Origin of the sequence: Aeromonas sobria, from assembly GCF_006243315.1 — a bacterium.
GTDB classification, from domain to species: domain Bacteria; phylum Pseudomonadota; class Gammaproteobacteria; order Enterobacterales; family Aeromonadaceae; genus Aeromonas; species Aeromonas sobria_A.
This window is the reverse complement of sequence record NZ_NKWE01000031.1, coordinates 88,816-112,492: the sequence shown is the minus strand read 5'-3', so window position 1 is coordinate 112,492 and position 23,677 is coordinate 88,816. Positions and strand designations below refer to the sequence as shown.

Annotated in this window: 23 protein-coding genes; 16 read left to right on the top strand and 7 right to left on the bottom strand. The window is 60.0% G+C overall.

Annotated features, from left to right (window positions below):
• Positions 1–157: 157 nt before the first annotated feature.
• The gene (locus CF137_RS10775; RefSeq protein WP_139718990.1) at positions 158–3,301 is read right to left on the bottom strand and encodes a DUF3427 domain-containing protein; all 3,144 of its coding nucleotides are present in this window, start codon (positions 3,299–3,301) and stop codon (positions 158–160) included.
• A gap of 154 nt (positions 3,302–3,455) precedes the next feature.
• Here CF137_RS10775 and CF137_RS10770 point away from each other — a divergent pair, with 154 nt between their 5' ends.
• Positions 3,456–3,923: a hypothetical protein gene (locus CF137_RS10770; RefSeq protein WP_139718989.1), complete on the top strand. Its 468-nt coding sequence runs from the start codon at positions 3,456–3,458 to the stop codon at positions 3,921–3,923.
• 163 nt (positions 3,924–4,086) lie between these two features.
• Entirely contained in the window at positions 4,087–4,455 is a 369-nt protein-coding gene (locus CF137_RS10765) for a VOC family protein (protein WP_139718988.1), read from the top strand.
• Positions 4,456–4,575: 120 nt separating this feature from the next.
• Here CF137_RS10765 and CF137_RS10760 read toward each other — a convergent pair whose 3' ends face one another.
• Positions 4,576–6,156 carry an alpha/beta hydrolase gene (locus CF137_RS10760; protein WP_139718987.1) on the bottom strand — a complete coding sequence of 527 codons (1,581 nt, stop codon included), beginning with the start codon at positions 6,154–6,156 and terminating at the stop codon, positions 4,576–4,578.
• A 357-nt stretch (positions 6,157–6,513) separates the two neighbouring features.
• On the opposite strand from CF137_RS10760, the gene CF137_RS22390 reads away from it, so the two are divergent.
• Both CF137_RS22390 and rluF read left to right on the top strand, forming a co-directional pair.
• On the top strand, positions 6,514–6,636 hold the full coding sequence (locus CF137_RS22390; protein ID WP_256028901.1) for a hypothetical protein: 123 nt from the start codon (positions 6,514–6,516) through the stop codon (positions 6,634–6,636).
• The gene (gene rluF, locus CF137_RS10755; RefSeq protein ID WP_139718986.1) at positions 6,626–7,651 is read left to right on the top strand and encodes a 23S rRNA pseudouridine(2604) synthase RluF; all 1,026 of its coding nucleotides are present in this window, start codon (positions 6,626–6,628) and stop codon (positions 7,649–7,651) included. The genes CF137_RS22390 and rluF overlap by 11 nt, the downstream gene beginning before the upstream one ends.
• A gap of 82 nt (positions 7,652–7,733) precedes the next feature.
• Here rluF and CF137_RS10750 read toward each other — a convergent pair whose 3' ends face one another.
• On the bottom strand, positions 7,734–9,008 hold the full coding sequence (locus CF137_RS10750; RefSeq protein WP_139718985.1) for a cyanate transporter: 1,275 nt from the start codon (positions 9,006–9,008) through the stop codon (positions 7,734–7,736).
• Positions 9,009–9,184: 176 nt separating this feature from the next.
• Between CF137_RS10750 and CF137_RS10745 the strand changes: the two genes are divergently transcribed.
• Positions 9,185–10,027, top strand: coding sequence for a LysR family transcriptional regulator (locus tag CF137_RS10745; RefSeq protein WP_139718984.1), 843 nt, complete (start codon positions 9,185–9,187; stop codon positions 10,025–10,027).
• A gap of 72 nt (positions 10,028–10,099) precedes the next feature.
• Here CF137_RS10745 and rsmS read toward each other — a convergent pair whose 3' ends face one another.
• On the bottom strand, positions 10,100–10,255 hold the full coding sequence (rsmS, locus tag CF137_RS10740) for a pleiotropic regulatory protein RsmS (RefSeq protein ID WP_101315252.1): 156 nt from the start codon (positions 10,253–10,255) through the stop codon (positions 10,100–10,102).
• Between the two features lie 107 nt (positions 10,256–10,362).
• Positions 10,363–10,830 (bottom strand): acyl-CoA thioesterase, encoded by a 468-nt coding sequence (locus tag CF137_RS10735; protein WP_021230653.1) that lies wholly within the window; start codon positions 10,828–10,830, stop codon positions 10,363–10,365.
• A gap of 148 nt (positions 10,831–10,978) precedes the next feature.
• Here CF137_RS10735 and CF137_RS10730 point away from each other — a divergent pair, with 148 nt between their 5' ends.
• Both CF137_RS10730 and CF137_RS10725 read left to right on the top strand, forming a co-directional pair.
• Positions 10,979–11,617 carry a tellurite resistance TerB family protein gene (locus CF137_RS10730; RefSeq protein ID WP_139718983.1) on the top strand — a complete coding sequence of 213 codons (639 nt, stop codon included), beginning with the start codon at positions 10,979–10,981 and terminating at the stop codon, positions 11,615–11,617.
• Positions 11,618–11,857: 240 nt separating this feature from the next.
• Positions 11,858–12,928, top strand: a complete 1,071-nt coding sequence (locus CF137_RS10725; RefSeq protein WP_139718982.1) for a hypothetical protein — start codon at positions 11,858–11,860, stop codon at positions 12,926–12,928.
• 19 nt (positions 12,929–12,947) lie between these two features.
• Here CF137_RS10725 and CF137_RS10720 read toward each other — a convergent pair whose 3' ends face one another.
• Entirely contained in the window at positions 12,948–14,399 is a 1,452-nt protein-coding gene (locus CF137_RS10720; protein WP_139718981.1) for an aminotransferase-like domain-containing protein, read from the bottom strand.
• Between the two features lie 122 nt (positions 14,400–14,521).
• Here CF137_RS10720 and CF137_RS10715 point away from each other — a divergent pair, with 122 nt between their 5' ends.
• The 8 genes from CF137_RS10715 (at position 14,522) to CF137_RS10680 (ending at position 21,037) form a co-directional block, all read left to right on the top strand.
• Positions 14,522–16,093, top strand: a complete 1,572-nt coding sequence (locus CF137_RS10715) for a cytochrome ubiquinol oxidase subunit I (protein WP_139718980.1) — start codon at positions 14,522–14,524, stop codon at positions 16,091–16,093.
• Positions 16,093–17,232: a cytochrome d ubiquinol oxidase subunit II gene (gene cydB / locus CF137_RS10710; protein ID WP_139718979.1), complete on the top strand. Its 1,140-nt coding sequence runs from the start codon at positions 16,093–16,095 to the stop codon at positions 17,230–17,232. Before CF137_RS10715 ends, cydB begins: the two co-directional genes overlap by 1 nt.
• A gap of 16 nt (positions 17,233–17,248) precedes the next feature.
• Entirely contained in the window at positions 17,249–17,359 is a 111-nt protein-coding gene (gene cydX / locus CF137_RS10705) for a cytochrome bd-I oxidase subunit CydX (RefSeq protein WP_139718978.1), read from the top strand.
• Between the two features lie 141 nt (positions 17,360–17,500).
• Entirely contained in the window at positions 17,501–18,460 is a 960-nt protein-coding gene (locus CF137_RS10700; protein WP_139718977.1) for an MBL fold metallo-hydrolase, read from the top strand.
• Entirely contained in the window at positions 18,453–18,788 is a 336-nt protein-coding gene (locus CF137_RS10695; protein WP_139718976.1) for a hypothetical protein, read from the top strand. The genes CF137_RS10700 and CF137_RS10695 overlap by 8 nt, the downstream gene beginning before the upstream one ends.
• Positions 18,776–19,633, top strand: coding sequence for an MbnB/TglH/ChrH family RiPP precursor modification enzyme (locus tag CF137_RS10690; protein WP_139718975.1), 858 nt, complete (start codon positions 18,776–18,778; stop codon positions 19,631–19,633). The genes CF137_RS10695 and CF137_RS10690 overlap by 13 nt, the downstream gene beginning before the upstream one ends.
• Positions 19,626–20,390 (top strand): HvfC family peptide modification chaperone, encoded by a 765-nt coding sequence (locus CF137_RS10685; protein WP_139718974.1) that lies wholly within the window; start codon positions 19,626–19,628, stop codon positions 20,388–20,390. The genes CF137_RS10690 and CF137_RS10685 overlap by 8 nt, the downstream gene beginning before the upstream one ends.
• 38 nt (positions 20,391–20,428) lie before the next feature.
• Positions 20,429–21,037, top strand: a complete 609-nt coding sequence (locus CF137_RS10680) for an HvfX family Cu-binding RiPP maturation protein (RefSeq protein WP_139718973.1) — start codon at positions 20,429–20,431, stop codon at positions 21,035–21,037.
• A gap of 98 nt (positions 21,038–21,135) precedes the next feature.
• Here CF137_RS10680 and CF137_RS10675 read toward each other — a convergent pair whose 3' ends face one another.
• Positions 21,136–22,314 (bottom strand): MFS transporter, encoded by a 1,179-nt coding sequence (locus CF137_RS10675; protein ID WP_139718972.1) that lies wholly within the window; start codon positions 22,312–22,314, stop codon positions 21,136–21,138.
• A gap of 304 nt (positions 22,315–22,618) precedes the next feature.
• Between CF137_RS10675 and CF137_RS10670 the strand changes: the two genes are divergently transcribed.
• On the top strand, positions 22,619–23,629 hold the full coding sequence (locus CF137_RS10670; RefSeq protein WP_240038544.1) for an HAD family hydrolase: 1,011 nt from the start codon (positions 22,619–22,621) through the stop codon (positions 23,627–23,629).
• Positions 23,630–23,677 lie beyond the last annotated feature (48 nt).

Below are 23,677 nucleotides of genomic sequence, written 5' to 3'. Positions count from 1 at the left end.
TTATCCGGGTTTGAAGGCGGCCGGTATTATCTGACGTTAGGGCCAGTTAAACAACCGCAAGGCCGCATGGTTATTATGCAACTGGATAATTTAGCCAGGGTTTTGGGCAAGAATCAGGTGGGTTTTGCATCATATCCCCACCGGGCGACGATCCCTACTAACCAACAGCCAGTTTGGCGGCCTCTTTCCACATAAATGGCGGCATCGGAGTGGTGAGACGCCATTTAATGTTCATCGGTTGGCTACCGCTATGAGATACGTACTCCACCTCACCAAAGTTCACAAAGCCAAGGGTGCGGCCAAATTCATCTTTGCTCTGCTCACGGACGAACAAAAACAAGCGCTTACCTTCTGCTCTGTGGTTAATGTAACTCAGACCCTTACCCCGCTCGGGGCGAGCACTGTTTTGGCTCTGCCAATGGAACAGTGACTCGTTGATGGCGTAGTCGTGATAACGGGTGGTGGGGGAGAAGTGCTGCTCCGTTTTGTTCAGGGTCACGAACAGTAACTCGATATTTTGCTCTGCGATGACATACACCCCTTCGCGAGCAGTTGGTTGTTGCGCGAAGGTGGTCGCGCCAAAGCCAACCAGCACCTGCTCTCTGGCATAGCGGGCATGCAGTTGCAGCGGATTACCGGGAAGATCTGGCATGGCGCTTTGTTCGTGTTGCACCCGATTGATCAGCATGGGCAACAGATCTGCCAGCTCGGCCCTCAACTCTGGTTGATTGAGTTGTTTCAGGCTGTGCGCCAAGGCGCTAAAGCCTGCGTTGGGGCCGCTCTGTTGCCAGAAGTCGTAATGGCACATCAAGGCCATGCGTTCATCGTGCTCGGCCGTTAAGGCAAAGGCGTCTGCCACCAAGGTTTGTAAGAAGTGCAAGTAATGGAGCGCATCGCAGCCCAATAGCCGGGTTCTGATGGCCCGGGTGTAGAGGGTGGATAGCTTCTCATCGCTCATTTCAGAAACGGTATGGTTGCGGGCCTGTTTGACCAAGGCGCTCCAGTTACCGCGCTTGTAGATCTCCTCAAGGCTGATGTGAGGGTAAAACTTCAAAAAGTTCGCCAGCGTCAGCGGTAAATCGCAATCCTGCGAGAAACGGCGGATCAGGCCCATCAGTCGCGAGGTATTGAGGGTCGCCTTCTTGATATTGCTCAGAATTAACTCTTGGGTCTGTTTTGAGAGCTCGATGCGACAACCCAAGGGGGCGTGAGGGAAGCCCTGTTTGATTTCGTGGCTGATCGCCTTATTGGTTTTCCCCACCAGTGCCCGGAATTTCTGGGCAAAGTCATACTCCGCATGAGCATTGCCAACAAAATCCAACACGGTGCAGCACTCTTTATCGCTTGCCAGCCGTAGGCCCCGTCCTAATTGCTGCAAGAAGATGGTGAGACTTTCCGTTGGTCGTAAAAACAGCAAGGTATCGACTTCTGGGATATCGACACCTTCGTTGAAGATATCCACTACACAGAGAATATTGATAACCCCGGTACGCAAATCTTGTTGTTTACTATGCCGCTCGTCTCGGTTATCGCTGGTGAGGATGTCAGCCTTGATGCCTTTTAGTAAAAATGCCTTGCACATAAAATCGGCATGTTCACGGCTCACACAAAATGCCAGCGCCTTGATCTTGGTAATATCGGTGACGATCTCATCGAGGCTCTGGACTATTTTCTGTACCCGCTGCTGATTGTGGGTGTAGATATTGGTGAGCTCACTAATGTCATAGCGGCCATTTTTCCAAGCGACTTGGCGCAAGTCAGTATCATCATCGATGCCAAAATATTGGAATGGACAGAGATGGCGACGATTGATGGCCTCTGGCAAGCGGATCTCTGCTGCAATGACACCACAAAAGTCAGCGAGAATATCACCGCCATCATGGCGCTCTGGCGTTGCGGTCAATCCCAACAGAATGTGAGGTTCAAAGGCGGCGAGCAGACCACGATAACTGGCCGCCGCAATATGGTGAACTTCATCGATAACGATGTAATCGAAATAGTCTGGGCTAAGGCGCAACGTAGCCAGTTGGTTATTCAAGGATTGCACCGAGGCAAACAGCTGACGATAGTGGGTTGGCACGGAGCCACCGACTAACAGTTCGCCAAAATTAGATTGCTTGAGCACACCGCGGTATGAGGCCAATGCTTGGCGCAAGATCTCCTCTTTATGGGCGACAAACAGAAACTTGGCATCGGGTTTGGTTTTCAGAAAACGCGCGAAATCAAAGGCGGAGATCAGGGTTTTGCCCGTACCGGTGGCCGCTACCACCAAGTTACGAAAGCGCTGGTGTAAAGCGCGCTCCATCGCCAATTGCTCAAGGATCTCCTGTTGATGGGGAAACGGCGTGATATCAAAGAAATAAGCAGGGCTATTTTTGTCACCATCCCCACGTGCCTCTCGCAGCGCATGCTGTAATTTTGTACGGCTTTCGAGCTTGCCATCAAACAGCTCAAAATCATCGGACTCCCAATAGGTTTCAAAGGTACTCAGGGATTTCTCGATAATATGAGGGATCTCTTGCGAGGTGATTTTTAGGTTCCACTCCAAGCCACTGGTGAGGGCAGAATGGGAGAGATTGGATGAACCGATATAGCCGGTATGAAAGCCGGTATTTCGGCAAAAGAGATAGCTCTTGGCATGCAATCGCTCGCGCTGGGTGTTATAGCTGAGTTTGACTTCGGTATTGGGGAGGTTGGCTAAAAATTCAACTGCCTTGGCGTCGGTTGCCCCCATATAAGAGGTAGTAATTACTTTTAATTGGCGGCCACTGCGGGTGAACTCCTCCAGCTCATGGCGGAAAATACGGATACCTGCCCATTTGATAAATGAGACCAGCCAGCAGATGCTATCTGCAGACAATATCTCCCGTTTAATCTCCGACTCCATCGACAAACCCGCATTGCTGCCGCAGAACAGCTCACTTTGCGTTAGACCGGTCAGAGGGAAAATATCCTCGGCATATTGCTTTAAATTGGCGGAGATGGGGTTATCCAACTGGTAGAGCGCTGTCAGAATTTTTCCCTGACTATCGATGAGGTTCTCGCCAATGAAGTCTGGGTCTTGGGTGCGATCCTTTAGCCAAAGCAATAACTGGTTAGCCAGCTCAATCTGCCGTTGCAGCTGATCCTCTCCAGTTACCGAACCCACCGCATATTCCAAAACCCGGCTCAGAAATCTGGATAACCAAACTGCCGCTTCGGCAGGTTCAAGCTGGCGTTCCCCTACGTAAAAGCGCTCGCGGTCGAGTCGAGATGTCAGCAGTTGAGTAATGAGCTGTTCATAAATACCGCATTGTTGCATCGCACTTTAGCCTTGAACGTTGTACATGAGGGTGGCGAGAAGAGTATCATTTTTTCCAACCAAATCAGTAAGCTGTTGTCGCCTGTTGCTCGTTTGAAAATCGCCCCGGTTTTCGGTAATCAAGCCCGGCAGTGACAATCACAGGGAGGTGGTGATGGATCCGGTTTCCTATCTTTTTTCGGCTTATCTCAATCTGGTACAGCAGCAGGTTGCGGATATCTATGGCACCGAGGCCAAGACGCTGGTGGTGCAGTATGAGGGGGAGTCGGTCCCGTTCTCTTTTCAGCTGTGGCAGATCCAGCAGCCGAGCGTTTGTCGTTCCTACCAGCAGGATGTGCGGCGTTTTAGCCAATGCACGGTCAAGGCGTCCGCCCTGTTTCACAAGCTGTGTGATGACTTGACCCGGCAGGATGACAGCAGCTGGCAACTGCCCAAATATCGCGCCATGTATTGTTCGGCCGCCGTCAGCTACAGGCCGATGATTGCCGAGATTGGGAATGCCAAACAGAGTCCGGCCAAGCTGGCAGAGCGGGCCTGCAATCAGGCGATTCTGGCGGCAATGGACAGTGACGATGAAGCCCTGCTGGCCCAGCGTGACAAAGCGTGCGCAGCGGTGCAGTAACGCGAATTTATTTGACCAGATCATTTGCGCTCGCTTTGCGCGCCACGGCACACATGGGCTTCCCCTTGCCGGGTATGATGGGGTTGCCCGCCGTGGCGACGACAGTCGGATGCTTGCGGGCATATGTCGGTCACATCAGCCAGATCACCACCAGGAGGAGACCATGATCAGCCATATCGACCATCTGGTATTGACGGTCAGCGATATTGAACGGGCCGTGGCGTTTTACAGCTCGGTGCTCAATATGGAGGCCATCACCTTTGGTGCTGGGCGCCGGGCGGTGGGGTTTGGCAACCAGAAGATCAATCTGCAACTGTTGGGGCAGGAGCCGCGCAATCGGGCGCAGGTGGGATCGGGGGATGTCTGTCTTATCACCCGCTGGCCGCTGGAGCAGGTAATGGCCCAGCTTGCCTGCCACGGGGTGGAGATTGTCGAGGGGCCGGTGACCAAAAGCGGCGCCTGCGGACTGATAGAGTCAGTCTATTTCCTCGACCCGGACCAAAACCTGATAGAAGTCAGTATCTATCCCTGATACCCCTGAGCCATCACCCATCGCCATCATCAATAGAAAGGGGCCGTCAATTGACGGCCCCTTTCTTGTATCGCCATCGACCCAGCGCCAGTGACTCTTTGCCGATTCTCTAGAAACGTCCTAGAAAGGCGCGCTGCTCTCGTCGCTCTCCTGTAAAAACTGCTCCAGCTCTGCCTGATAGGACTCGTCGTTTTGACGGCTGTTGGCAGTTTTTAAAGCCGCAGGCTGGGCGATTGGGGTGGCGGTGAGGGTCTCCATCACCCGCTGCTGCAGATAGGGGTAGAAGGGGTTGGAGGAGGTGCGAGTGAGGGCGCCGGGGTTGACGATCAGCACCCCGCGCTCGCCACGCAGGGCCAGACCGCCGAGATTGATGCCGTATTGCTCCCGCTGCTCCGGGCGCGCCGCCATGCCATAGAGGGGATCGTCCATCGGGAAGGGCAGCGCCACATGTGAGAGGGAGTAGATCTCCTTGGGATAATCGATACCCAGCAAGCGGACTTGCTCAGGCTGGTCGACGGTGGCCAGCGTCTTGGCCTGTGTCGCGGGGGAAGCGGGCTCGACATTGCCCACCACAGTGAGGCGGTAGTGTTGGGGGGCGTTTGGCAGCAAACGGTGCAGCGCCAGCTCGGAGGCCGAGCTCATCAGCGGGCCAAACAGGGTGCTGCGGTTGATATCAAACAGCACCAGTTCGCTGCCGTTGGCCGGCAGGTAGTGGTAGAGATCGGCAATGATGGAGCGGGTGCTGACGGTGTAGTCCATCACTGACTGGAAGGTGAGGGCGGGGGGAAACGCCGCCAGCTCGCCACTGGCGGCCAGCTGGCGCACCTGCTGCTGGATGGCGTGGGTCAGGCGATAGGACTGGCGTGCGCCGTTGACCGGAAACGAGTTGTACTTGAACGGGTTGAACTCCGGCATGGTGTCGAGCCAGGCGGCGTTGGCAAAGGCGGGTAGCAGGGCGGGCACGGCTTTGAGCCCGGCGAAGCGGGCAAAGCGGGTCACTCCGATCATCGGGGAGATCAGCACCAGTCGATCCGGTTTTGCCAGCGTGCCGCTCTGATCGGCCAGCGCATCGAGCGCATATTTCACCGCCAGCGCGCCGCCGTTGGAAAATCCCACCAGATGCAGCGGCCGCTTGCCGGGTGCCAGCAATCTGGCCTCCCGCACCGCCAGTCGGGTGGTGGCCAGCCAGGTCTCCCAGTCCATATCCACCAGCCCTGCGGGCACGGTGCCGTGGCCGGGGAGCCGCAGCCCCAGCGCGATAAAGCCCTGCTGCTGATAGCGTCTGGCCAGATGGCGCAGGCTATAGGGGGAGTCGGTCAGGCCGTGCAGCAGCACAGCCACCCCTTTGACTTCCCCCTCGGGGCGCAACAGGTAGGAGCGGTTCCAGTTCTCCTTGAAGCGGGCGGGGTTGATGGGGGAGTCCTGATAGTAGCGATTGCTGGCCAGTTGCTGTGCTGGCGGCGTCTTGGCGACCACCTCGCTGGCCACCAGCTCGAACAGCTGATCTTCGCGGGCCAGATAGGCTTTCCAGTCGCTCTGATCAAGCTCATCGGCGCTGAGTTCAGGGGGCACCACTGTGTGCCACAGCTGCAGCGGCGCGCTCTGCCAGGCGAAGTAGGCGATCACTGCCCATGCGGTCAGCAACAGCAGCAACAGGGTCAGCAGAGCACGGCGGATGAGGCGGCGAGTATGAGCCAGCATGGTGCAATCCTTGGCGATAGGGGTGGAGCCGCATCTGGGCGGGGTGAGTTCGGCGCAGCACTCAAGGTGCTGACAACCGGCTTAAAGCCTAATGGAAACAAGATGATATGTATAGTTGATGGCGATGGGCCGCGCCGGAGCCGGGCGTCTGCTCCCGCCAGCAACGTCAGGCTGGCAGCTCCGGGGTGGTGTCGTGTGCGTGTCGTGTGCTTTGTGTCGACTTGAGCTGATCACCGGATGGCTGCCCGATCCCCGTGGCCCTGTAACTATCTGCCCCTGAAAGGGGGCAATTATGCTACTGTAGCGGCGTTTTTTGCGGGTTAGGCTGGCATTGGCCTTTTTTGAAGATGGAATGGTATGCAGAACTTTGATGCAGTGAATTGGCTGATCCAGCAGACAGCCTTCCCAGCGTGGCTGACGCTGGCAAATGGACAACAGAATGGGGCCAAGGCCCTGTGGCAGGTGACCCATGCTGGCTAATGAATCCATGCGTCTGAACAAGTACATCAGCGAGAGCGGCATCTGCTCGCGCCGTGAAGCCGACCGCTTTATCGAGCAGGGTCAGGTGTTTATCAACGGCAAGCGGGCCGGGATCGGCGATCAGGTGCTGGCTGGCGATCTGGTCAAGGTCAATGGTCAGGTGATCGAGGCCCGTGAGGCAGACAGTCTGGTGTTTATCGTGCTGAACAAGCCGGTGGGCATCGTTAGTACCACAGAGGCGGGCGAGAAAGACAACATCGTCGATTTCGTCAACCACAGCACTCGCGTCTTCCCCATCGGGCGGCTCGACAAGGATTCGCAGGGTCTGATCTTCCTGACCAACCACGGTGATCTGGTCAACAAGATCCTGCGGGCGGGCAACGATCACGAGAAAGAGTATCTGGTGACCGTCGACAAGCCAGTGACCGACGAGTTTGTGCGCGGCATGGCGGCCGGGGTGCCGATCCTCGGTGCCGTCACCAAGAAGTGCAAGGTGAAGAAAGAGGCGCCGTTCGTCTTTCGCATCACGTTAGTGCAGGGGCTTAACCGCCAGATCCGCCGCATGTGCGAGTACTTCGGCTTTGAGGTAACCAAGCTGGAGCGTATTCGCATCATGAACGTCAGCCTCAAGGGGGTGCCGGTGGGTGAGTGGCGCGATCTGACCGATGACGAGCTGATCGAGCTGTTCAAGCTGATTGAGGACTCCTCCTCCGAGGTGAAACCGGCTAAAGGCGACAAGCCCAAGGTGGCCAAGGCCCCGGCTGGCAAAGTGGCGCCCGGCAAGAAGCCGCGCCGCGATGACGATCACGAGATCGGTGGCCGCCCCAATGTGCCGGGCCCGGATGCCTTCGAGAATAAGAGCCCGGTAGGCAAGGTCGGCGCGGGTAAAGGGGCAGCCAATAAAGGCGGCGCTGGCAAAGCGGCTGCAGGTAAAGGGGCCCCCAACAAGGGTGGCAAACCGGCCGCAGGTAAGCCGCGCGCCGGTCAGTCAGGACGGCAGAAGAAGGGGCGCTGAGTTGCAACCCTGAGCGGCTTCTGCCTCACCTTGTTATTCCCAACACGGTTATCCCCAACACTGTTATCCCAACACACCGGCCTCAGGCCGGTGTGTTGCTTTGGGCTGCCGCCTTTTTAGCCGCAGTCGTTGGCATGGCGGCTGCTGGCATTGACATGATGGCGGGCGGCAGCCGCATGGCGCGGGGGTAGTGGCGCGGGTCGAGGCGCAGCACCAGCAGGCTCATCAGTAGCAAGCCCCCTAGTTGCCACTGCCAGGCGGCCGCGAAGTCGCCGAAATGGTGATAAAGCCGCGCCGCCACCCAGGGGCCGGTGGCCGCCAGCATAAAGCCGAACCCCTGCATCAGGGCGCTCAGGGTGCCCGCGCGGCGCGGGTCGGGCAGGTGATCCAGCGCTATCACCATGATCAGCGAAAAGCTGCCGCCAAGACCGGCGCCGCACAGCATGCACCAGAACATGGGGGCCGCCTGTGGCGCCAGCCAGAGACCGCCAAATCCCGCCAACTGCATGGCGATGGCCAGCGCCATCCAGGGGCGTCGGTCCATCTTGCGGGCCGCCAGCAGCGGCAGGCTGAGGCCGCTGGCAGTCTGCGCCAGTGCCAGCCAGGCCACCAGCTCGCCCGCCTGCGCGGCGCTCCACCCTTGCGCCATATAGGCGGGGGCCAGCCATGCCACCACTATGCCGTAGCCGCTGTTGATGATGCCAAAGCAGACGATCAGCAACCAACTGCGGGGCAGGGTGATCAGCCGCTGCTCGCCGTGGGGAATCGCGACCGCTGCGGCCCGTGGCAGCCGCACCTGCCACACCAGCCAGACGAGGGCCAGCAGCACCGGCAGGCTCCAGAGCGCCAGTGCCCGCGACCAGTCGAGGCTGGCCGCCAGCCGTGGGGTGAGGCTGGCCCCCAGCGCCCCGCCCCCCATCATGCAGGCGGAGAAGATCCCCATCACCAGCGGCACCTTGTGGGCGAAGGCCTGCTTGATCAGCGCGGGCAGCACCCCTTGCACCAGCGCCGACCCCAATCCACATAGCGCCGCGCTGGCGATCAGCAGACTGCCGCTTTGGGCATCGAAGCGCATGGCGCTGCCAATGCCGAGCAGCAGCAGGGCCGCCCCCAGCAGCTGGCGGGCACTGGCGCGCCGACGCAGGCTCGGGGTGAGCAGCACGCCAATACCGATCAGCCACAGTGGCAGCAGGGTGAGCCAGGCGAGGGTGTCCATCCCCAGCGCCAGACGCTGGTCAATGGCTTGGGCCAGCGGGCCGATGGCGGTGAGAAAGGGGCGCAGGTTCAGGCCAATCAGGATCACCAGCACCAGCAGGGCGGTCTGGCCTGCTGGTTGATCCGAATTTTGTTGCTTCATTGGGTGTCGTTTCCGGTTCTGGGAGAAACAGGGAGCCTTCGGGACGCGGAATAATCGGGGCTGAACATGGCAGAACACCGTCAAAGGAGGCAAAAACGTCAGCCTAACGGGGTCTAAAGTCATTTGGAAATTAAATGATATAATGGGATTCAGTGGTTTTGTAAATGGAGCGCCCCATGCTGGATCCCCTGTTACTGCGCAGTTTTGTCGCCATTATCGATACCGGCAGTTTTACCCGCGCCGGTGAGCGGGTCCATCTGACCCAATCCACCATCAGCCAGCAGATCCGCCGCCTTGAGCAGCAGCTTGGCTGCCCGCTGCTGGATCGCGCTGGCCGTCAGGTGGTGGCGACAGCGGAGGGGGAAAAATTGCTGGGGCTGGCCCGCCGTATTCTGGCGCTGCTGGCGCAGGCCGAGGAGCAGGTGACCGAGGGGAGCGTGGCGCTTAGCCTCGGGGTGCCGGAGGATTTCGCCGCGGGTGCCATTACCCCGGTGCTGGCCGCCTTTGCCCGCGATTATCCCGAGGTGCGGCTGGAGGTGCAGAGCGGCCTGAGCCACGAGATCTGGCAGCGTTTCGCGGCGGGGGAGCTGGATCTGGCGCTGGTCAAGCAGACGCGTGGGCAGGGTTCGCCGATCGCCAACTGGCGCGAACCGCTGGTGTGGGTCGATAGCCGCGACTGGCCCGCTCGGGATCGCGAGCCACTGCCGCTAGTGGTGTTCCCGAGCGAAGGGCTCTATCGGCGACAGATGACCGAGGCGCTCGATGGTCTGGGGCGGCGTTGGCGCATCGCCTATGTCAGTGCCAGCCTCGCCAGCTTGCAGGGGTCGGTGAGCGCAGGGATCGGGGTGAGCTTGCTGCCCAAGCGGTTGATGCCTGCCGATCAGCAGGCCCTGAGCCAGTGGCCCAAGGTGGCGCCGGTGGAGCTGGCGCTGCATGCCGGAGTGAGCGGGGGCGAGCCGCTCACCCGCTTGAGCTCGGCCCTGATCGCTCTCTGCGACGAGGTGATGGGGCCGCAATGAGTGGCGATGCGGGAAAGGAAAGGCTGGGGCCGGAAGAGAAGGCGGCAAGAAACGCGACAAAGTGCGGGGGGATCAGTGATCCGCCCCCTCCGCCAGCTTGCGCTGGTAATCCTGTTTCACAATGGCCAGCGCCGCCAGCACCAGTTCGGGGGCAAGCCCGTTGGTTTCCAGCAGTTCGATGAGATCCACCGCGAGTTTTACCTCGGGCGGGGCAGTTTCCAGTGACATTCGGTTTGGCCTCGGTTGGTTCGGGTTGCAGCAATAAGGGGGGATTATACAGGGGCGCCACCGCTGGCTGAAAGCGCCCCGCTGTGTCGGGGGGGAAGTCACCAAGGTCAGAGGTGCTGGCGCATCTCCTTGTCGATCTCCTCGCGCAGGGCAATCAGCTTTTTGGCGTACTGCTGCAACTGCAGATCGCTCTCGCTGACCGGCTGCCACTGGGGCACCGGGGTCGGTTTGCCCTGCTCATCCATCGCCACAAAGATGATGATGCAGTGGGTGGTTTTGTGGCGCTCGGTGTCGGTGGGGTGGCGGCTGTAGACATCCACCGCCAGATGCATGCTGGTGGTGCCGGTGTGGATCACCTGGGCGTGCACCTCCACCAGCTGGCCAATCTGGATGGGGCGCAAAAAGCGGATCCCCCCCACATAGACGGTCACCGCATAGCCGCCGCACCAGCCCGCCGCGCAGGCATAGCCCGCCTGATCGATCCACTTCATTACCATGCCGCCATGAACCTTGCCGCCGAAATTGACGTCAGAGGGTTCGGCCAGAAATTGCAGGGTCAGTTCGCGATTGGGCACAGTCACATCCTTATTGCCTGAAGAGTTTCCCTGAGCTTTGCCCCATCGCGCAGCCCGGTCAAGGGTTCATCCCCGATTCAGGGGGGCGGGGTCACTATCTTGCTTCACGTATCCCGATTTCAGATTTCTTACCCGCAGGAGTGACGCCATGAAACAGATGCTGGAACAGTTGCTGGGGGCTGGCAAAGGCTGGCTCAATGACGGAGGCGACAAGCGCAAGGGGCAGATGCAGGGGGCGCTGGCCGGTGGCGCGCTCGGTCTGCTGCTGGGCAACAAGAAGGTGCGCAAATATGGCAGTCAGGCAGCTGCTGTGGGCGGCGCCGCAGCCCTTGGCGGACTGGCTTACAAGCTCTATCAGGATTGGCAGGCCCAGCAGTCGGCACCTGCTCAGCCCACTCATCCCATCAGCGCGCTGGAAGGCAATGCGCTGGATGCCCGTGCCGCTCTGCTGGTGCGCGCCATGGTGGCGGCGGCCCGGGCCGATGGCCATATCGACGCTGGCGAGCGCGAAAAGATCCAGCAGTACCTGACCGAACAGGGCCAGAGCGATGCCGCCCGCTGGATTGACGCCGAGCTGGCCCGCCCCCTCGACCCCCACGCGCTGGCGCGGGAAGTGACTGATATGGAGCTGGCTACTGAGGTTTATCTCGCCTCCCTGCTCGCCATCGAGGTGGATCACTTTATGGAGCGCGGTTATCTCGATGAGCTGGCGCGGGCCCTCAAGCTCGATGACAACCTCAAAGGAAGCATCGAGCGGCAGGTGGCCCAACTTAACGCCCCCGCCTGATATTGCTCACCGCCATGGATTTCCGATAACGCCCCGCAAGGGGCGTTGTTGTTTCTGGTGGTTGTAAAAAGATACGGATGAGCCTCTGTTGATTGCGGGTCACAGTCTCTAAGATGGCGCAGGGTCACATCATCTTTGCAAGGAGCAGCAGTTGGAAATGCGATTCTCGTTTATTAACTGAACTCCACATCATGTTAATGTCAAAGAACAATATCAACGTTTGCACAAGGAGCGTGCGTAATGTCAACTTCCCCAGTCGAGCTGGCCAAATATTACAGTGTTGATGATTTAACCAGTGCAACAACTGGTGGAGGCAGGCTTAACAACTTGCTTTTATCCGTGAGCAAAGGCCTGCCGCTGTCCATTTTGAGTCAACAATACCTTGAGTCTAAAGGGCTGAATGCCTTGCTTGGTTTTCTTACAGGGGTGTTATCCAAAGAGGAGTTTTATAGACGCGCCTTATTAGAGCGAGAGCAGCGTATCGCAATGGCTATAAAGCGACAGCTTGAACTTGAAGCAATTAAAATAGCAGAGCAGAAAGCAGCAGCCCTGAGGTATGAAACACTTCAGGCTCAATATAAAGCTGAACGCATAAAACGTGAGAGCGACCCAAAATTTATTGCGCGGAGGAAAAACCAAGATCTTCGCCGGAAGTTTGGGGTAGATGTATTTGTGGAAGAAGATCACTTTAAGCAACTGATGCAGATTTTGCGTACGCTGGATGCCAAGTCACGACTTTCTGAACTTGATTCTATATGGCTAAAAGTGGAGGGGAGGGACTATCAAACAGATGAAATATGGCATGCTTACCATCGAATAGAAGCTGATTTTTATATTGCAGAGTACAAGCGAACCAGTGACCCGTGGCAAGCAGTCAATGCCAGTGCGCATCTTCGAAAATGTGCAGCCGCCGCCTCGGCTGTTGAATTGCTCTCGGCTATTCCAGCTAAACACCAAGAGCATGCGAAGCTCAAGTCAGCGATTAGAACAACCCATGGCGGGGCGTTGCGTGACTTGGGAAAACGTACAGATGCTCTGAAAATGGGAGCTGAGGCTCATGCATTGCAACCGAATAATTTCAGACCATGCACACTGTTAGGTGCTCTCAATATTGAGCTGGGAAATATTGAAGAAGGACATAATTGGTATCTCATGGCGGAAGCCCGTGGTGCCAATCGAGATAGTATCGAGTACGAATTGCGTTCTCTGCTTTTGCGCATGAGCGAGGAGAAGCGTAAAGCAGCTATTGCCGAGCTATTAAAAATCGCTCCTCGAGAATATGACTGGTTACGCCGAGTATTTAAGATGTGATTGAGCGCAGAGTTTAGGTTCATGTTCCACGAGTGGCAGTATTTGCGTCATATGAAGTGCCTTGGGCAAGTTGGCGATTGATAAGCTCGGCAAGTTTGAGCAAGGCCTGCTCCAGCGGTTCGCTCCAGGGATGGGAGCTGTTGAGGCGCAGGCAGTGGTTGTGTTGCCCCTGACTGGAAAAGAGCGCGCCGGGGGCCACTGAAAAACCGCTGCCAAGGGCCTGGGCGTGCAGGGCGCGGCTGTCGAAATGGGCAGGCAGCTCTAGCCAGAGGAAGTAGCCGCCATCGGGGGAGGAGATCCGCACCTCGCCCGGCAACAGCCGCAGCAGGGCAGCCCGCATCTGCTGCTGGCGCTGGGCCAGGGTGTGGCGCAGGCGGCGAAAGTGGGCATCCACCCCGCCTTGGCGCAGCATCTCGGCCAGTGCCAGTTGGCTCGGCACATTGGTGGAGAGGGTGGACATCAGTTGCAGCCGCTGCACCCGCTCGGCATGGGGCCCCGCCACCACCCAACCGACTCGAAAGCCCGGCGCCAGACACTTGGAAAATGAGCTGCAGAGCAGGCTGTCGCCGCGCTGATCCCAGTGCCAGATCGGCTTGGGGCGCTCGCGGCCAAAGTAGACCTCTGCATAGACGTCATCTTCCACCAGCGGCACCCCGTGGCTGTTGAGCAGCGCCATCAGCCGCTCTTTGTGGCCATCCGGCATGGTGTGGCCCAGCGGGTGCTGCACATTGCCCATCAGCCAGCACGCCTTGACCGGCATGCGGGTGAGGGCGTCGGCCAGCATCTCGAGATCGATACCCACCCCCGGAATGACCGGGATCTCCACCGCCTTGAGTTTCAGCCGTTCGATGGCCTGCAGGGCGCCATAGAAGGTGGGGGACTCCACCACCACCCAGTCACCGGGCTCGGTCAGCACCTGCAGACTGAGGGAGAGCGCCTCCATGGCGCCGGTGGTGATGATGATCTCCTGCGGATTGACCGCCACCCCGTCGTTGGCGTAGCGCTGGGCGATGGCGCGGCGCAGCGCCTCGTTGCCGGGGGGCAGGTCGGCCACCGTGCTGAAGGGATCGAGCTTGCGCATGCAGCTGGCCAGCGCCCGCCCGAGCTGGGGATGGGGGAACAGGGTCGGGTCGGCCACCGACATGCCAAGGGGCACCAGCTCCCGCGACTTGCTCGCTTGCAACACCTCGAACACCAGATCGTTGATATCGACCGAACCGCTGTAGTGGGTCTGGCTTGGGGTGTGCTGCATCAGCTGCGGCGAGGCCGCCTTGACGTAGTAGCCGGACTGGGGGCGGGCGAGGATCCGCCCCTGACTCTCCAGCAGTTGATAGGCCTGCAACACCGTCATGGGGCTGAGGCCATGGGTCTTGCAGCTCTGGCGAATGGAGGGGATGCGCTCCCCCGGTTGCCAGATGCCATCGTCGATCTGGCTTTGCAGGCGGTCGGCCAACTGCTGGTAAAGGGACATGATCTGGATCAACTGTTATAGGTGTAATTCAATATAACTGCATCTGTTATAGGTGTCATGCTCCGTGGTGTACTTGTCAAACACGAAACGTGTAGAGCAAATACAACAAAAGAGAGTGACGCATGATCAATCCGGATGACGTGGTCAGCCTGTCTCGCCTGCAATTTGGCGCCACGGCTCTGTTCCACTTCCTGTTTGTCCCCCTCACGCTGGGGTTGTCCTGGATCCTGGTGATCGCCGAGTCGGCCTATGTGATGACCGGCAAGGTGATCTATCAGGACATCACCCGCTTCTGGGGCAAGCTGTTTGGTATCAACTTCGTCATGGGGGTCACCACGGGGATCACCATGGAGTTTCAGTTCGGCACCAACTGGGCTTATTACTCCCAATATGTCGGTGACATTTTTGGCACCCCGCTGGCTATCGAGGGGCTGATGGCCTTCTTCCTTGAATCAACGCTGGTGGGTCTCTTCTTCTTCGGCTGGGACAAGCTCTCCCGTGGTCAGCATCTGCTGGTGACCATGCTGGTGGCGCTCGGTTCCAACCTCTCGGCGCTGTGGATCCTGATCGGCAACGGTTGGATGCAAAACCCAGTGGGGGCCGAGTTCAACCTGCTGACCCAGCGGATGGAGCTGGTGGATATCGCCGCAGTGCTGTTCAACCCGGTGGCGCAGGTGAAGTTCGTTCACACCGTCGCGGCGGGCTATGTCGCCGCTTCCATGTTCGTGATGGGGGTGAGCAGCTGGTATCTGCTGCGCAAAACCGAGGTGCAGTTTGCCCTGCGCTCCTTCGCCATCGCCTCCGGCTTCGGGCTGGCGGCCATCCTCTCGGTCATCGTGCTGGGGGATGAGTCTGGCTATCGCACCGGTGAGGTGCAGAAGGTCAAACTCGCTGCCATTGAGGCGGAGTGGGAGACCGAGCCTGCCCCTGCCTCATTCACCCTGTTCGGCTTCCCGGATCAGACTGCCGAGACCACCCACGCCGCCATCAAGATCCCGTATCTGATGGGGATCATCGCCACTCGCTCCATCGACGAAGCGGTGACCGGGCTCAAGGATATCAAGGTGCAGAACGAGGCGCGCATTCGCAGCGGCATGGTGGCGGCAGAAGCCCTCGACCAGATCCGGCACGGCGATGACAGCCCGGCCAACCGCGCCCGCTTCGAGCAGCACGGCAAGGATCTCGGTTACGGCATGCTGTTGACCCCCTATGCCAGCAATATCGCCAAGGCCGGTGAGGCGGAGATTGCCAAGGCGGTCGATGACTCGATCCCGCCAGTGGCACCGCTGTTCTGGGGCTTTCGGGTGATGGTGGGGCTCGGCGTCACCATGCTGGGGCTGATGGTGGTGAGCTTTGTCCAGCTCTGCCGCAACCGGCTGCAAGACTCGCCACGGCTGCTCAAGACCCTGCTCTGGAGTATTCCGCTGCCCTGGATTGCCATCGAAGCGGGCTGGCTGGTGGCGGAACTCGGCCGTCAACCCTGGACCATCAGCGACGTGCTGCCGGTCTCGGCCTCGGTCTCGTTACTTCAGCCGGGCCAACTCTGGTTCAGCCTGATCGCCATCTGTTCTATCTACACCCTGTTGTTGGTGGTGGAGCTGTTCCTGCTGCGCCATGTGATCCGCAAGGGGCCCGCCATTCTCCATACCGGCCGTTACGCTGGTGAACAACCCGAACTTGCGAGGATCGCCTGATGGATTACGCAACCCTGAAACTCATCTGGTGGGGGCTGGTGCTCTTCATGATGGTCGCCTTTATCGTGATGGATGGCTTCGATCTTGGCATCGCCATGTTGCTGCCGGTGGTGTCGAAAGACGACGCAGATCGGCGACTGGTGATCAACAGCGTGGGGCCGGTGTGGGAGGGCAATCAGGTATGGCTGATCGCCGGTGCCGGTGCCCTGTTCGCCGCCTGGCCGCTGGTCTATGCCGCCGCCTTCTCGGCGCTTTATATCCCCATGGTGGTGTTGTTGCTGGGGCTCTTCCTGCGTCCGGTCGGCTTTGACTATCGCAGCAAGCTGGCCGATCCGCTGTGGCGTCGCTGGTGGGATCGGGCATTGGTGGCCGGTGGTTTGGTGCCAACCCTGATCCTCGGCGCCGCTATTGGTCTGGTGATGGAGGGGCTGCCGTTTCGTTTCGACGAGGGGCTGCGGTTGCACTACGGGGCGTTCAATTTCCACTGGGGCTGGCTGCTCTCGGTGCTCGCCACCGCCATCAGCCTGTTGCTGCTCCATGGCGCCAGCTTTTTACAGGTCAAGGTGACGGGCACCCCGGCGCTGCGCGCACGAGGGCTGGCCATCCTGCTGGCCCCGCTGGTGACCCTCTGTTACCTGCTGGCGGGTTGGCATCTGGTGGATCTGCCGGGCTATCAGCTGAGCGGTCTGGGCACGCAGCCCTTTGACCCCAATGCCGCTATCACGCCCTTGATGAAAGGGGTGATCCCCCAGAGTCATGGCTGGCTGCAGAACTATCTGGATTATCCGCTGTTGTGGCTGGTGCCGATCATCGGGGCGCTGGCGCCGCTGGTGAGCGGGATTGCCGCCTGGCTGGAGCGGGGCCGGCTTGCGCTGCTGGCAAGCGGGCTGGCCTGCGCTGCCATGCTCTGCTCGGTGGCCATCGCCCTGTTCCCCTTCGTGCTGCCCTCATCCCTCGATGCGGTCAGCAGCCTGACCCTGTGGGACAGCACCTCCAGCTACAAGACGTTGGCCATCATGTTCGGCATCGTGCTGGTGCTGCTGCCCATCAACCTTGGCTATACCGGCTGGGTCTATCGGGTGGTGCGCGGCAAGCTTGACCGTGCCCGCATCAAGCGCGACAGCCATCAACTCTACTGACCATAAGGAGGACGCTATGTGGTACTTCACCTGGATTTTGGGCCTCGGATTCGCCCTGCTGCTGGGCCTGTGCAACCTGCTCTGGCTGGAAGCGCGCTGGCAGGCAGACAAACGGGACGGCAACTGACGGCGGGGTGCTCACCGCCCCTCCCCATGGCCGGTGGCTGGCGTTCACTCGTCGCCACCGGCCCCTCTCACCCCTCTTTAAACAACACAAACGATACAAACGACACACTTTCAACCGACAACCAACCGACAGGTAATTGTGATGAAACAGAGATTGAAAGCGGTGGCGCTGGCCATCGGCTGCGCGCTCACCGTCGCCCCGGCCTGTGCCGAACCGGTACAACTGACGCCACTGGATAAAACCTTCACCCTGCAGGTGCTCGGCAGTGGTGGCCCCATCTCCGACGATCTGCGCGCCTCCTCCAGCGAGGTGATCTGGTGGAAGGGGAAATCCCGCATCCTGATCGATGCCGGTGGCGGTGTCTACCTGCGCTTCGGCCAGGCGGGGGCCAAGCTCGAAGAGGTCGATTTTATCGGCATCAGCCACTTTCACACCGACCATGTGACCGATTTGCCCGCCCTGCTCAAGGGAGCGTATTTCTTCGAGCGCAGCGATCCGCTGGATCTGGCAGGGCCGCAAGCCGGCTCGGCCTTCCCCAGCATGAGCGGCTACTTTGATGCCCTCTTCAACAAGGAGAAGGGCGCTTATGCCTACCTGAGCGGCTTCAAGGATGGCACCGATGGCCTCTTCCCCATCAACTTGCACGATGTGCCCTACCAGAGCCCGCAGCCCCACACCGTCTATCAGCAGGATGGGCTGACCATCACCGCACTTGGCATCCCTCACGGTGACGTGCCCTGTCTGGCCTATCGCATCGAGAGCGCCGAGGGGACCATCGTCATCTCGGCGGATCAGAACGGCAGCAACCCGGCTTTTGTGCCGTTTGCCAAGGGGGCCGACATTCTGGTGATGCCGCTCGCCATCCACGAAGCGGCCGATCCTGTCTCTGCCTCGCTCCACGCCAAGCCATCTGTGGTGGCCAAGATTGCCGCCGAGGTGAACCCCAAGCTGCTGGTGCTGAGCCACTGGATGGGGGTCGGCCTCAATCATAAGAAAGAGGCGATGGCCATCGTCAAACAGCAGTTCCACGGCCAGATTGTGGCCGCCCGCGATCTCTCCAGCTACCCCGTTTCATCCGTCAAGGAGTCCGCTCATGAGTAACTCAAGCAGCAACAAAACCACCGGCAAACTGACCCTCTCCATCGCCATGACCAGCCTGATTGCCCTGACCCCGGGACTGGCGCTGGCGGCCACCCCGAGCGATGCGCCGGTGAAGGCCGCCCCCAGCGAACAGCACGGCGGCAAGTGCGCGGCGGGCAAGTGCGGCACCGAGAAGCGCTTTGAAAAGCAGGCTTTAGAGAGCGATCCGCAGGGTCGGCTGGTGCGCGCTCGCGATGGCAAGTGCGGTGTGGCGGAGCAGGGGATCGATGGCGACAGATCCAGTGCCAACAAGGGCAGCAAGATGACGGAGGGGGTATGCGGCCAATAAGCTCCCGCAGTCGGGGGATCGGGCTGCGCCAAGAGCATCTGGATGCGCTCTGCTCCGGCCCCATCCGCCCCGGCATCGACTTTCTCGAGCTGGCGCCGGAGAACTGGATGGCCATCGGCGGCGCCAAGCGGGCGCAGCTGCATCAGCTGGCCGAGCGTTACCCGCTGGTGGCCCACGGGCTCAGCCTCTCCCTCGGTGATTGTCAGCCCCTCAATCTCACCTTGCTCGGCCAGATCCGCACCTTTCTGGACGAGTTCGGCATCGAGATCTACAGCGAGCACCTGAGCTTTTCCCGCGACCAGCAGGGTTATCTCTACGAGTTGCTGCCGGTGCCGCGCCAGTGGGAGAACATCCCCTATCTGGCAGAGCGGATCGAACAGGTGCAGGAGGCGCTGGCCCGCCCGCTGGTGCTGGAAAATATCTCCTACTACCACGGCTATGACCACGAGATGCCGGAGGAGGGTTTTCTCGCCGAGCTGGTGGCGCGCAGCGGTTGTGAGTTGCTGCTCGATATCAACAACGTTTTTGTGAACAGCCGCAACCACGGCTACTGCCCCAAGCGGATGATCGCCGGGTTGCCGGGCTGTGCGATCCGCTACTTCCATATCGCCGGTCATCTGGAAGAGGCGGACGGCACTTTACTGGATACCCACGGCAAACCTGTGTGTGAGGAAGTGGTGGCGCTGGCCCGTTATACGGTGCAGACCCACGGCCTGCGTCCCCTGTTGCTGGAGCGGGATCACCATCTGCCGTCGTTGCCTGAGCTGGAAGCCGAGCTGGCACGGGTGCACGGCGCCTGTTGTGAGGCGCTCGACAGTCAGGTGCGGGAGGTGCGCTATGGATAGACGGTTATCTCTGATCACATCGCCCAAAGCAGCCCCGCAGCGGATGCAGCAGCAGACCGCCTGGCTGGCGAGCCGGGTACGGCTGCCGCAGGATGGCATTGCCAGTCACTATGCCCGCAGCGTGCGCGCCAATGTGGCGTCGGTGCTGGAGAGCGCGTTTCCGCTTACCCACGGCCACTGGGCGCCGGTGGACAGATGGCAGCTGGTGGAGGGCTTTGTCATCGCGCACGGCGCCGAGGCCCCCGAGTTTCACCATATCGCCACCGAGTTTGTCCGCTATGTGCAGCATCGCCACGGCGAGGGCACCCTCAACTGGCCAAAGCAGCGGTTGGCGCTGCTGGAGTATGAGTGGGCCTGCCTTTGTGTCGAGATTGACCAAGGGGTGGTGCCGCAAGCGTTACCGGGGGAGGAGGTGACGGCGGAAAGTCCGCTCGTGCTTAATCCCACCCTGCAACTACTTGAACTCCCCTTTGCCATCCATCGCAGCGGCGTGCTGCCGACCCGGCAGGGCAATCACTGCTATGGCCTGTTTCGCAGCCCGGATCATCAGGTGGTGACCCAGCGGTTGCGCGAATGGGATGTGGCGCTGATCCAATCGCTGCAACAGCAGCCGGGGATCACCCGAGCCGCGTTCCAGCAACAGGTGCAACAGGTTCGCAGCGATTTTGATCTGACCGAGTGGGCGCGCCATTTTCACCGGCTGGGTCTGCTGACGCTGCCCGCTGGTGAGCGCCAGCCCGGCGCCCCTGTGTCCTGACTTAGGCCCTCATTTAGCAAACACCAAGGAGAATTCCCATGAACAACACCCTGATCCAGTGGTACGAACGGGCAGTGGCCCAGTGCAAGCGGCTCGATTTTCTGGCCCTGCTGGCCATTCGCCTCTATCTCATTCCGGTCATCTATGTGGGGGCCCACTCCAAGGTGGTGGGCTTTGCCGGCACCGTCGCCTGGTTTGGCGCGCCAATCTCGGAAGGGGGGCTCAACCTGCCATTCCCGACCCTGCTCGCCTTTCTGGCGGCGGGCACCGAAGTGCTGGGTTGTATCTGTATCGCCCTTGGCCTCTTTACCCGCATCATGGCCATTCCCACCATCTTCCTGATGAGCGTGGCGAGCGCCATGGTGCACTGGAAGCACGGCTGGGATGCCATCGCCACCGGCAGCATGGAGGCCACCTTGCGCCTTAACGGCTTTATCGAGTGGCTGGCGACGAACTTCCCCGGTCGCTACAACTACATCACCGAGCTCGGGGATCCTGTGATGCTCAACAACGGGATGGAGTTTGCCGCCACCTACTTCGTGATGTTGCTGGTGCTGCTGGTTTACGGCGGGGGGCGCTACGTCAGCCTCGACTACTGGCTCACGCGGGCGGTGAACAAGGGGGCAGTGGTTTCCCGCACGGCATAACAACCAACAAAAATAACAGCGCGTGAAAAGAGACGAGCGGCCTGAGCCGCTCGTTTTTATTTGATGACGGGAGAGGCTGAGTTGCCTGCTGGCGCAGCTTATGCCTGACAGGCGGCGAGCCGGACGGCTTCGCGGCGCTCGCTGACATGGGTCAGCCCATAGGCCAGCAGCACGATAAGGGCGCCGATCCAGGGGGTATGGATCAGGCCAAGGTGCTCCACCACCAAGCCACCGACGATCGACCCCAGCGCAATACCGACGTTGAAGGCGGCGATATTGAGGCCCGATGCCACATCCACCGCCTTGGGGGTGTGCAGCTCGGCCTGCTTGACCACCAGCACTTGCAGACCCGGCACATTGCCAAAGGCAAAGGCGCCCCACACCAGCACGGTCAGTACCGCCAGCAGCGGATAGGGGGCGGTGAAGGTGAGGGCCAGCAGCACCAGTGCCAGACCGGCAAACAGCAGCTTCAGGGCGGGGAGGGGGCCCAGACGGTCGGCCAGCTTGCCACCCCAGATATTGCCGATGGCGACCGATACCCCGTAGACCAGCAGGATCAGGCTCACCGCACCGGCGCTAAAGCCGCTCACCTGCTGCAGGATGGGGGCGAGGAAGGTGAAGGCGGTGAAGGCACCGCCGTAACCGAGGGCGGTTTTGGCATAGACCAGCAGCAGCGGCTTGTTAGTCAGCACGACAAGTTGCTCGCGGATGGTCGAGGCCGCCCCCTTGGGCAGGTTGCTTGGGATCAGCAGCAGGCTACCCACCATGGCGACGAGGCCCAGCAGGCTCACCACCAGAAAGGTCTCGCGCCAGCCAAAGACCTGACCAATCCAGGTGCCGAGCGGTACGCCGGTCACCAGCGCCACGGTGAGGCCGCTGAACATGATGGCGATGGCGCTCGCCGCCTTCTCTTTGGCCACCAGCCCGGTGGCTATGGTGCTGCCCACCGAGAAGAAGACCCCGTGCGCCAGTCCGGTCAGGATGCGGGCCACGATCAGGCTCTCGTAACCGGGGGCCTGCCAGGCCAGCAGGTTACCTGCGGTAAAGAGCGCCATCAGCCCTACCAGCAGCCACTTGCGCGGCACCTTGCCGGTGAGCGCCGTGAGCACGGGGGCGCCGATGGCCACCCCAAGGGCATAGAGGCTGACCAACAGCCCCGCCGAGGGGAGCGACACATTCAGCTGCTGGGCTATGGTGGGGATGAGCCCCACAATCACAAATTCGGTGGTGCCGATCGCAAAGGCACTTAAGGTAAGGGCAAATAACGCCAGTGGCATAACAACTCCTTGGATAGGGACTCCCGATGGGAGAATGGCGCCAGTATGCAGGGGCTGTTTGTTGGCAAAAATGACGGTAACAGCAAATGACTTTTGATAAATCAGCATCAATGGCGGTGAGCCGCAGGGGTGCTCGTCATCCTCTGTGCGATCGCTAATCCGTGATCGCCATCCCGGAGTTGAGTGGCTGTGAACCCTTTTGGGACTCGCTTAAGCTCCAGTACAAGATGGTCAGCATAGGATTGCCTTTGATGATCCCTCTTGTACCGGTCGTGTCACGGCCGTCTCTTGTTTGACAGGTAACATGATGAAATTAAACCGACTCTCCTCTCTTTTGCTGCTGTGCGGCGCCTTTACGGTACAGGCTGGCCAGAGCGATCCCTTATCTGCCTGGAATGACACCGCAGCCAAGCAGGCGATCACCCGCTGGGTGACCAATGCCACCGATCAGCAGCAGGCCACCTTTATCCCCCAAGAGAAGCGCCATGTGGTGTTTGACAATGACGGCACCCTCTGGCCGGAAGCGCCCATGACCTATCAGCTGCAGTTTGCGATGGACGAGATCAAGCGCCTGGCGCCGGAACACCCGGAGTGGAAGGCCGATCCCATCGTCGCGGCAGTGTTGAGCAACGACCTCAAGGCCGTGGCCAAATCGGGGGAGAAGGGACTCGCCAAGCTGGTGGGGCTGACCCACAGCGGCATGACCACCACCGAGTTTGCCGAGCGGGTCAGCCGCTGGGTCAACAGCAGCAAGGATCCCCGTTTTGGCTGCCACTATGATCAGCTCGGTTATCTGCCGATGAAGCAACTGCTGGGGTATCTGCGGGATAATGGCTTCCAGACCTGGATTGTCTCCGGTGGCGGCGTCGACTTTATGCGGGTGATGTCCGAGCAGATGTATGGCATCCCGCCCCAACAGGTGATTGGCTCCTTCACCCTTGGTGAATTTGCCCTGACCGGGCAGGGCAGCGAGATCCGCAAGACCATGAACGGCGCCTTCTTTGATGACGGCAAGGCTAAACCGGCCGCCATCCACCTCTTTATGGGACAGCGCCCGGTCGGCGCCTTTGGCAACAGCGATGGCGACGTGCCCATGCTGCAGTACACCTCGACCAATCCGGACTACCAGACTTTCGGTCTGCTGGTGCACCACACCGATGCCAAGCGTGAATACGCCTACGACAGCCATCCGCCAGCCAGCGGCAAGCTGATCGACGGACTGGCGCAGGCCAAAGATCGGGGCTGGGTAGTGGTCGATATGAAATCAGACTGGAATCAGGTGTTTGACTCAGCCCTCTGCCAGAACGCCCGTTAAGCGCGGGAGCTGCGTCAGGCATCTACAGGGCTAGATGCCTTTATGAGG

Coding starts and splice junctions, on each gene's coding strand:
- CF137_RS10745 (WP_139718984.1), top strand. CDS start 9,185: ATGCTGGATCCCCTGTTACTGCGCAGTTTTGTCGCCATTATCGATACC.
- CF137_RS10765 (WP_139718988.1), top strand. CDS start 4,087: ATGATCAGCCATATCGACCATCTGGTATTGACGGTCAGCGATATTGAA.
- CF137_RS10775 (WP_139718990.1), bottom strand. CDS start 3,301: ATGCAACAATGCGGTATTTATGAACAGCTCATTACTCAACTGCTGACA.
- CF137_RS10750 (WP_139718985.1), bottom strand. CDS start 9,008: ATGAAGCAACAAAATTCGGATCAACCAGCAGGCCAGACCGCCCTGCTG.
- rluF (WP_139718986.1), top strand. CDS start 6,626: ATGCTGGCTAATGAATCCATGCGTCTGAACAAGTACATCAGCGAGAGC.
- CF137_RS10690 (WP_139718975.1), top strand. CDS start 18,776: ATGCGGCCAATAAGCTCCCGCAGTCGGGGGATCGGGCTGCGCCAAGAG.
- CF137_RS10770 (WP_139718989.1), top strand. CDS start 3,456: ATGGATCCGGTTTCCTATCTTTTTTCGGCTTATCTCAATCTGGTACAG.
- CF137_RS10720 (WP_139718981.1), bottom strand. CDS start 14,399: ATGTCCCTTTACCAGCAGTTGGCCGACCGCCTGCAAAGCCAGATCGAC.
- CF137_RS10680 (WP_139718973.1), top strand. CDS start 20,429: ATGAACAACACCCTGATCCAGTGGTACGAACGGGCAGTGGCCCAGTGC.
- CF137_RS10695 (WP_139718976.1), top strand. CDS start 18,453: ATGAGTAACTCAAGCAGCAACAAAACCACCGGCAAACTGACCCTCTCC.
- CF137_RS10670 (WP_240038544.1), top strand. CDS start 22,619: ATGATGAAATTAAACCGACTCTCCTCTCTTTTGCTGCTGTGCGGCGCC.
- CF137_RS10760 (WP_139718987.1), bottom strand. CDS start 6,156: ATGCTGGCTCATACTCGCCGCCTCATCCGCCGTGCTCTGCTGACCCTG.
- CF137_RS10685 (WP_139718974.1), top strand. CDS start 19,626: ATGGATAGACGGTTATCTCTGATCACATCGCCCAAAGCAGCCCCGCAG.
- CF137_RS10700 (WP_139718977.1), top strand. CDS start 17,501: ATGAAACAGAGATTGAAAGCGGTGGCGCTGGCCATCGGCTGCGCGCTC.
- cydX (WP_139718978.1), top strand. CDS start 17,249: ATGTGGTACTTCACCTGGATTTTGGGCCTCGGATTCGCCCTGCTGCTG.
- CF137_RS10725 (WP_139718982.1), top strand. CDS start 11,858: ATGTCAACTTCCCCAGTCGAGCTGGCCAAATATTACAGTGTTGATGAT.
- cydB (WP_139718979.1), top strand. CDS start 16,093: ATGGATTACGCAACCCTGAAACTCATCTGGTGGGGGCTGGTGCTCTTC.
- CF137_RS10715 (WP_139718980.1), top strand. CDS start 14,522: ATGATCAATCCGGATGACGTGGTCAGCCTGTCTCGCCTGCAATTTGGC.
- rsmS (WP_101315252.1), bottom strand. CDS start 10,255: ATGTCACTGGAAACTGCCCCGCCCGAGGTAAAACTCGCGGTGGATCTC.
- CF137_RS22390 (WP_256028901.1), top strand. CDS start 6,514: ATGCAGAACTTTGATGCAGTGAATTGGCTGATCCAGCAGACAGCCTTC.
- CF137_RS10675 (WP_139718972.1), bottom strand. CDS start 22,314: ATGCCACTGGCGTTATTTGCCCTTACCTTAAGTGCCTTTGCGATCGGC.
- CF137_RS10730 (WP_139718983.1), top strand. CDS start 10,979: ATGAAACAGATGCTGGAACAGTTGCTGGGGGCTGGCAAAGGCTGGCTC.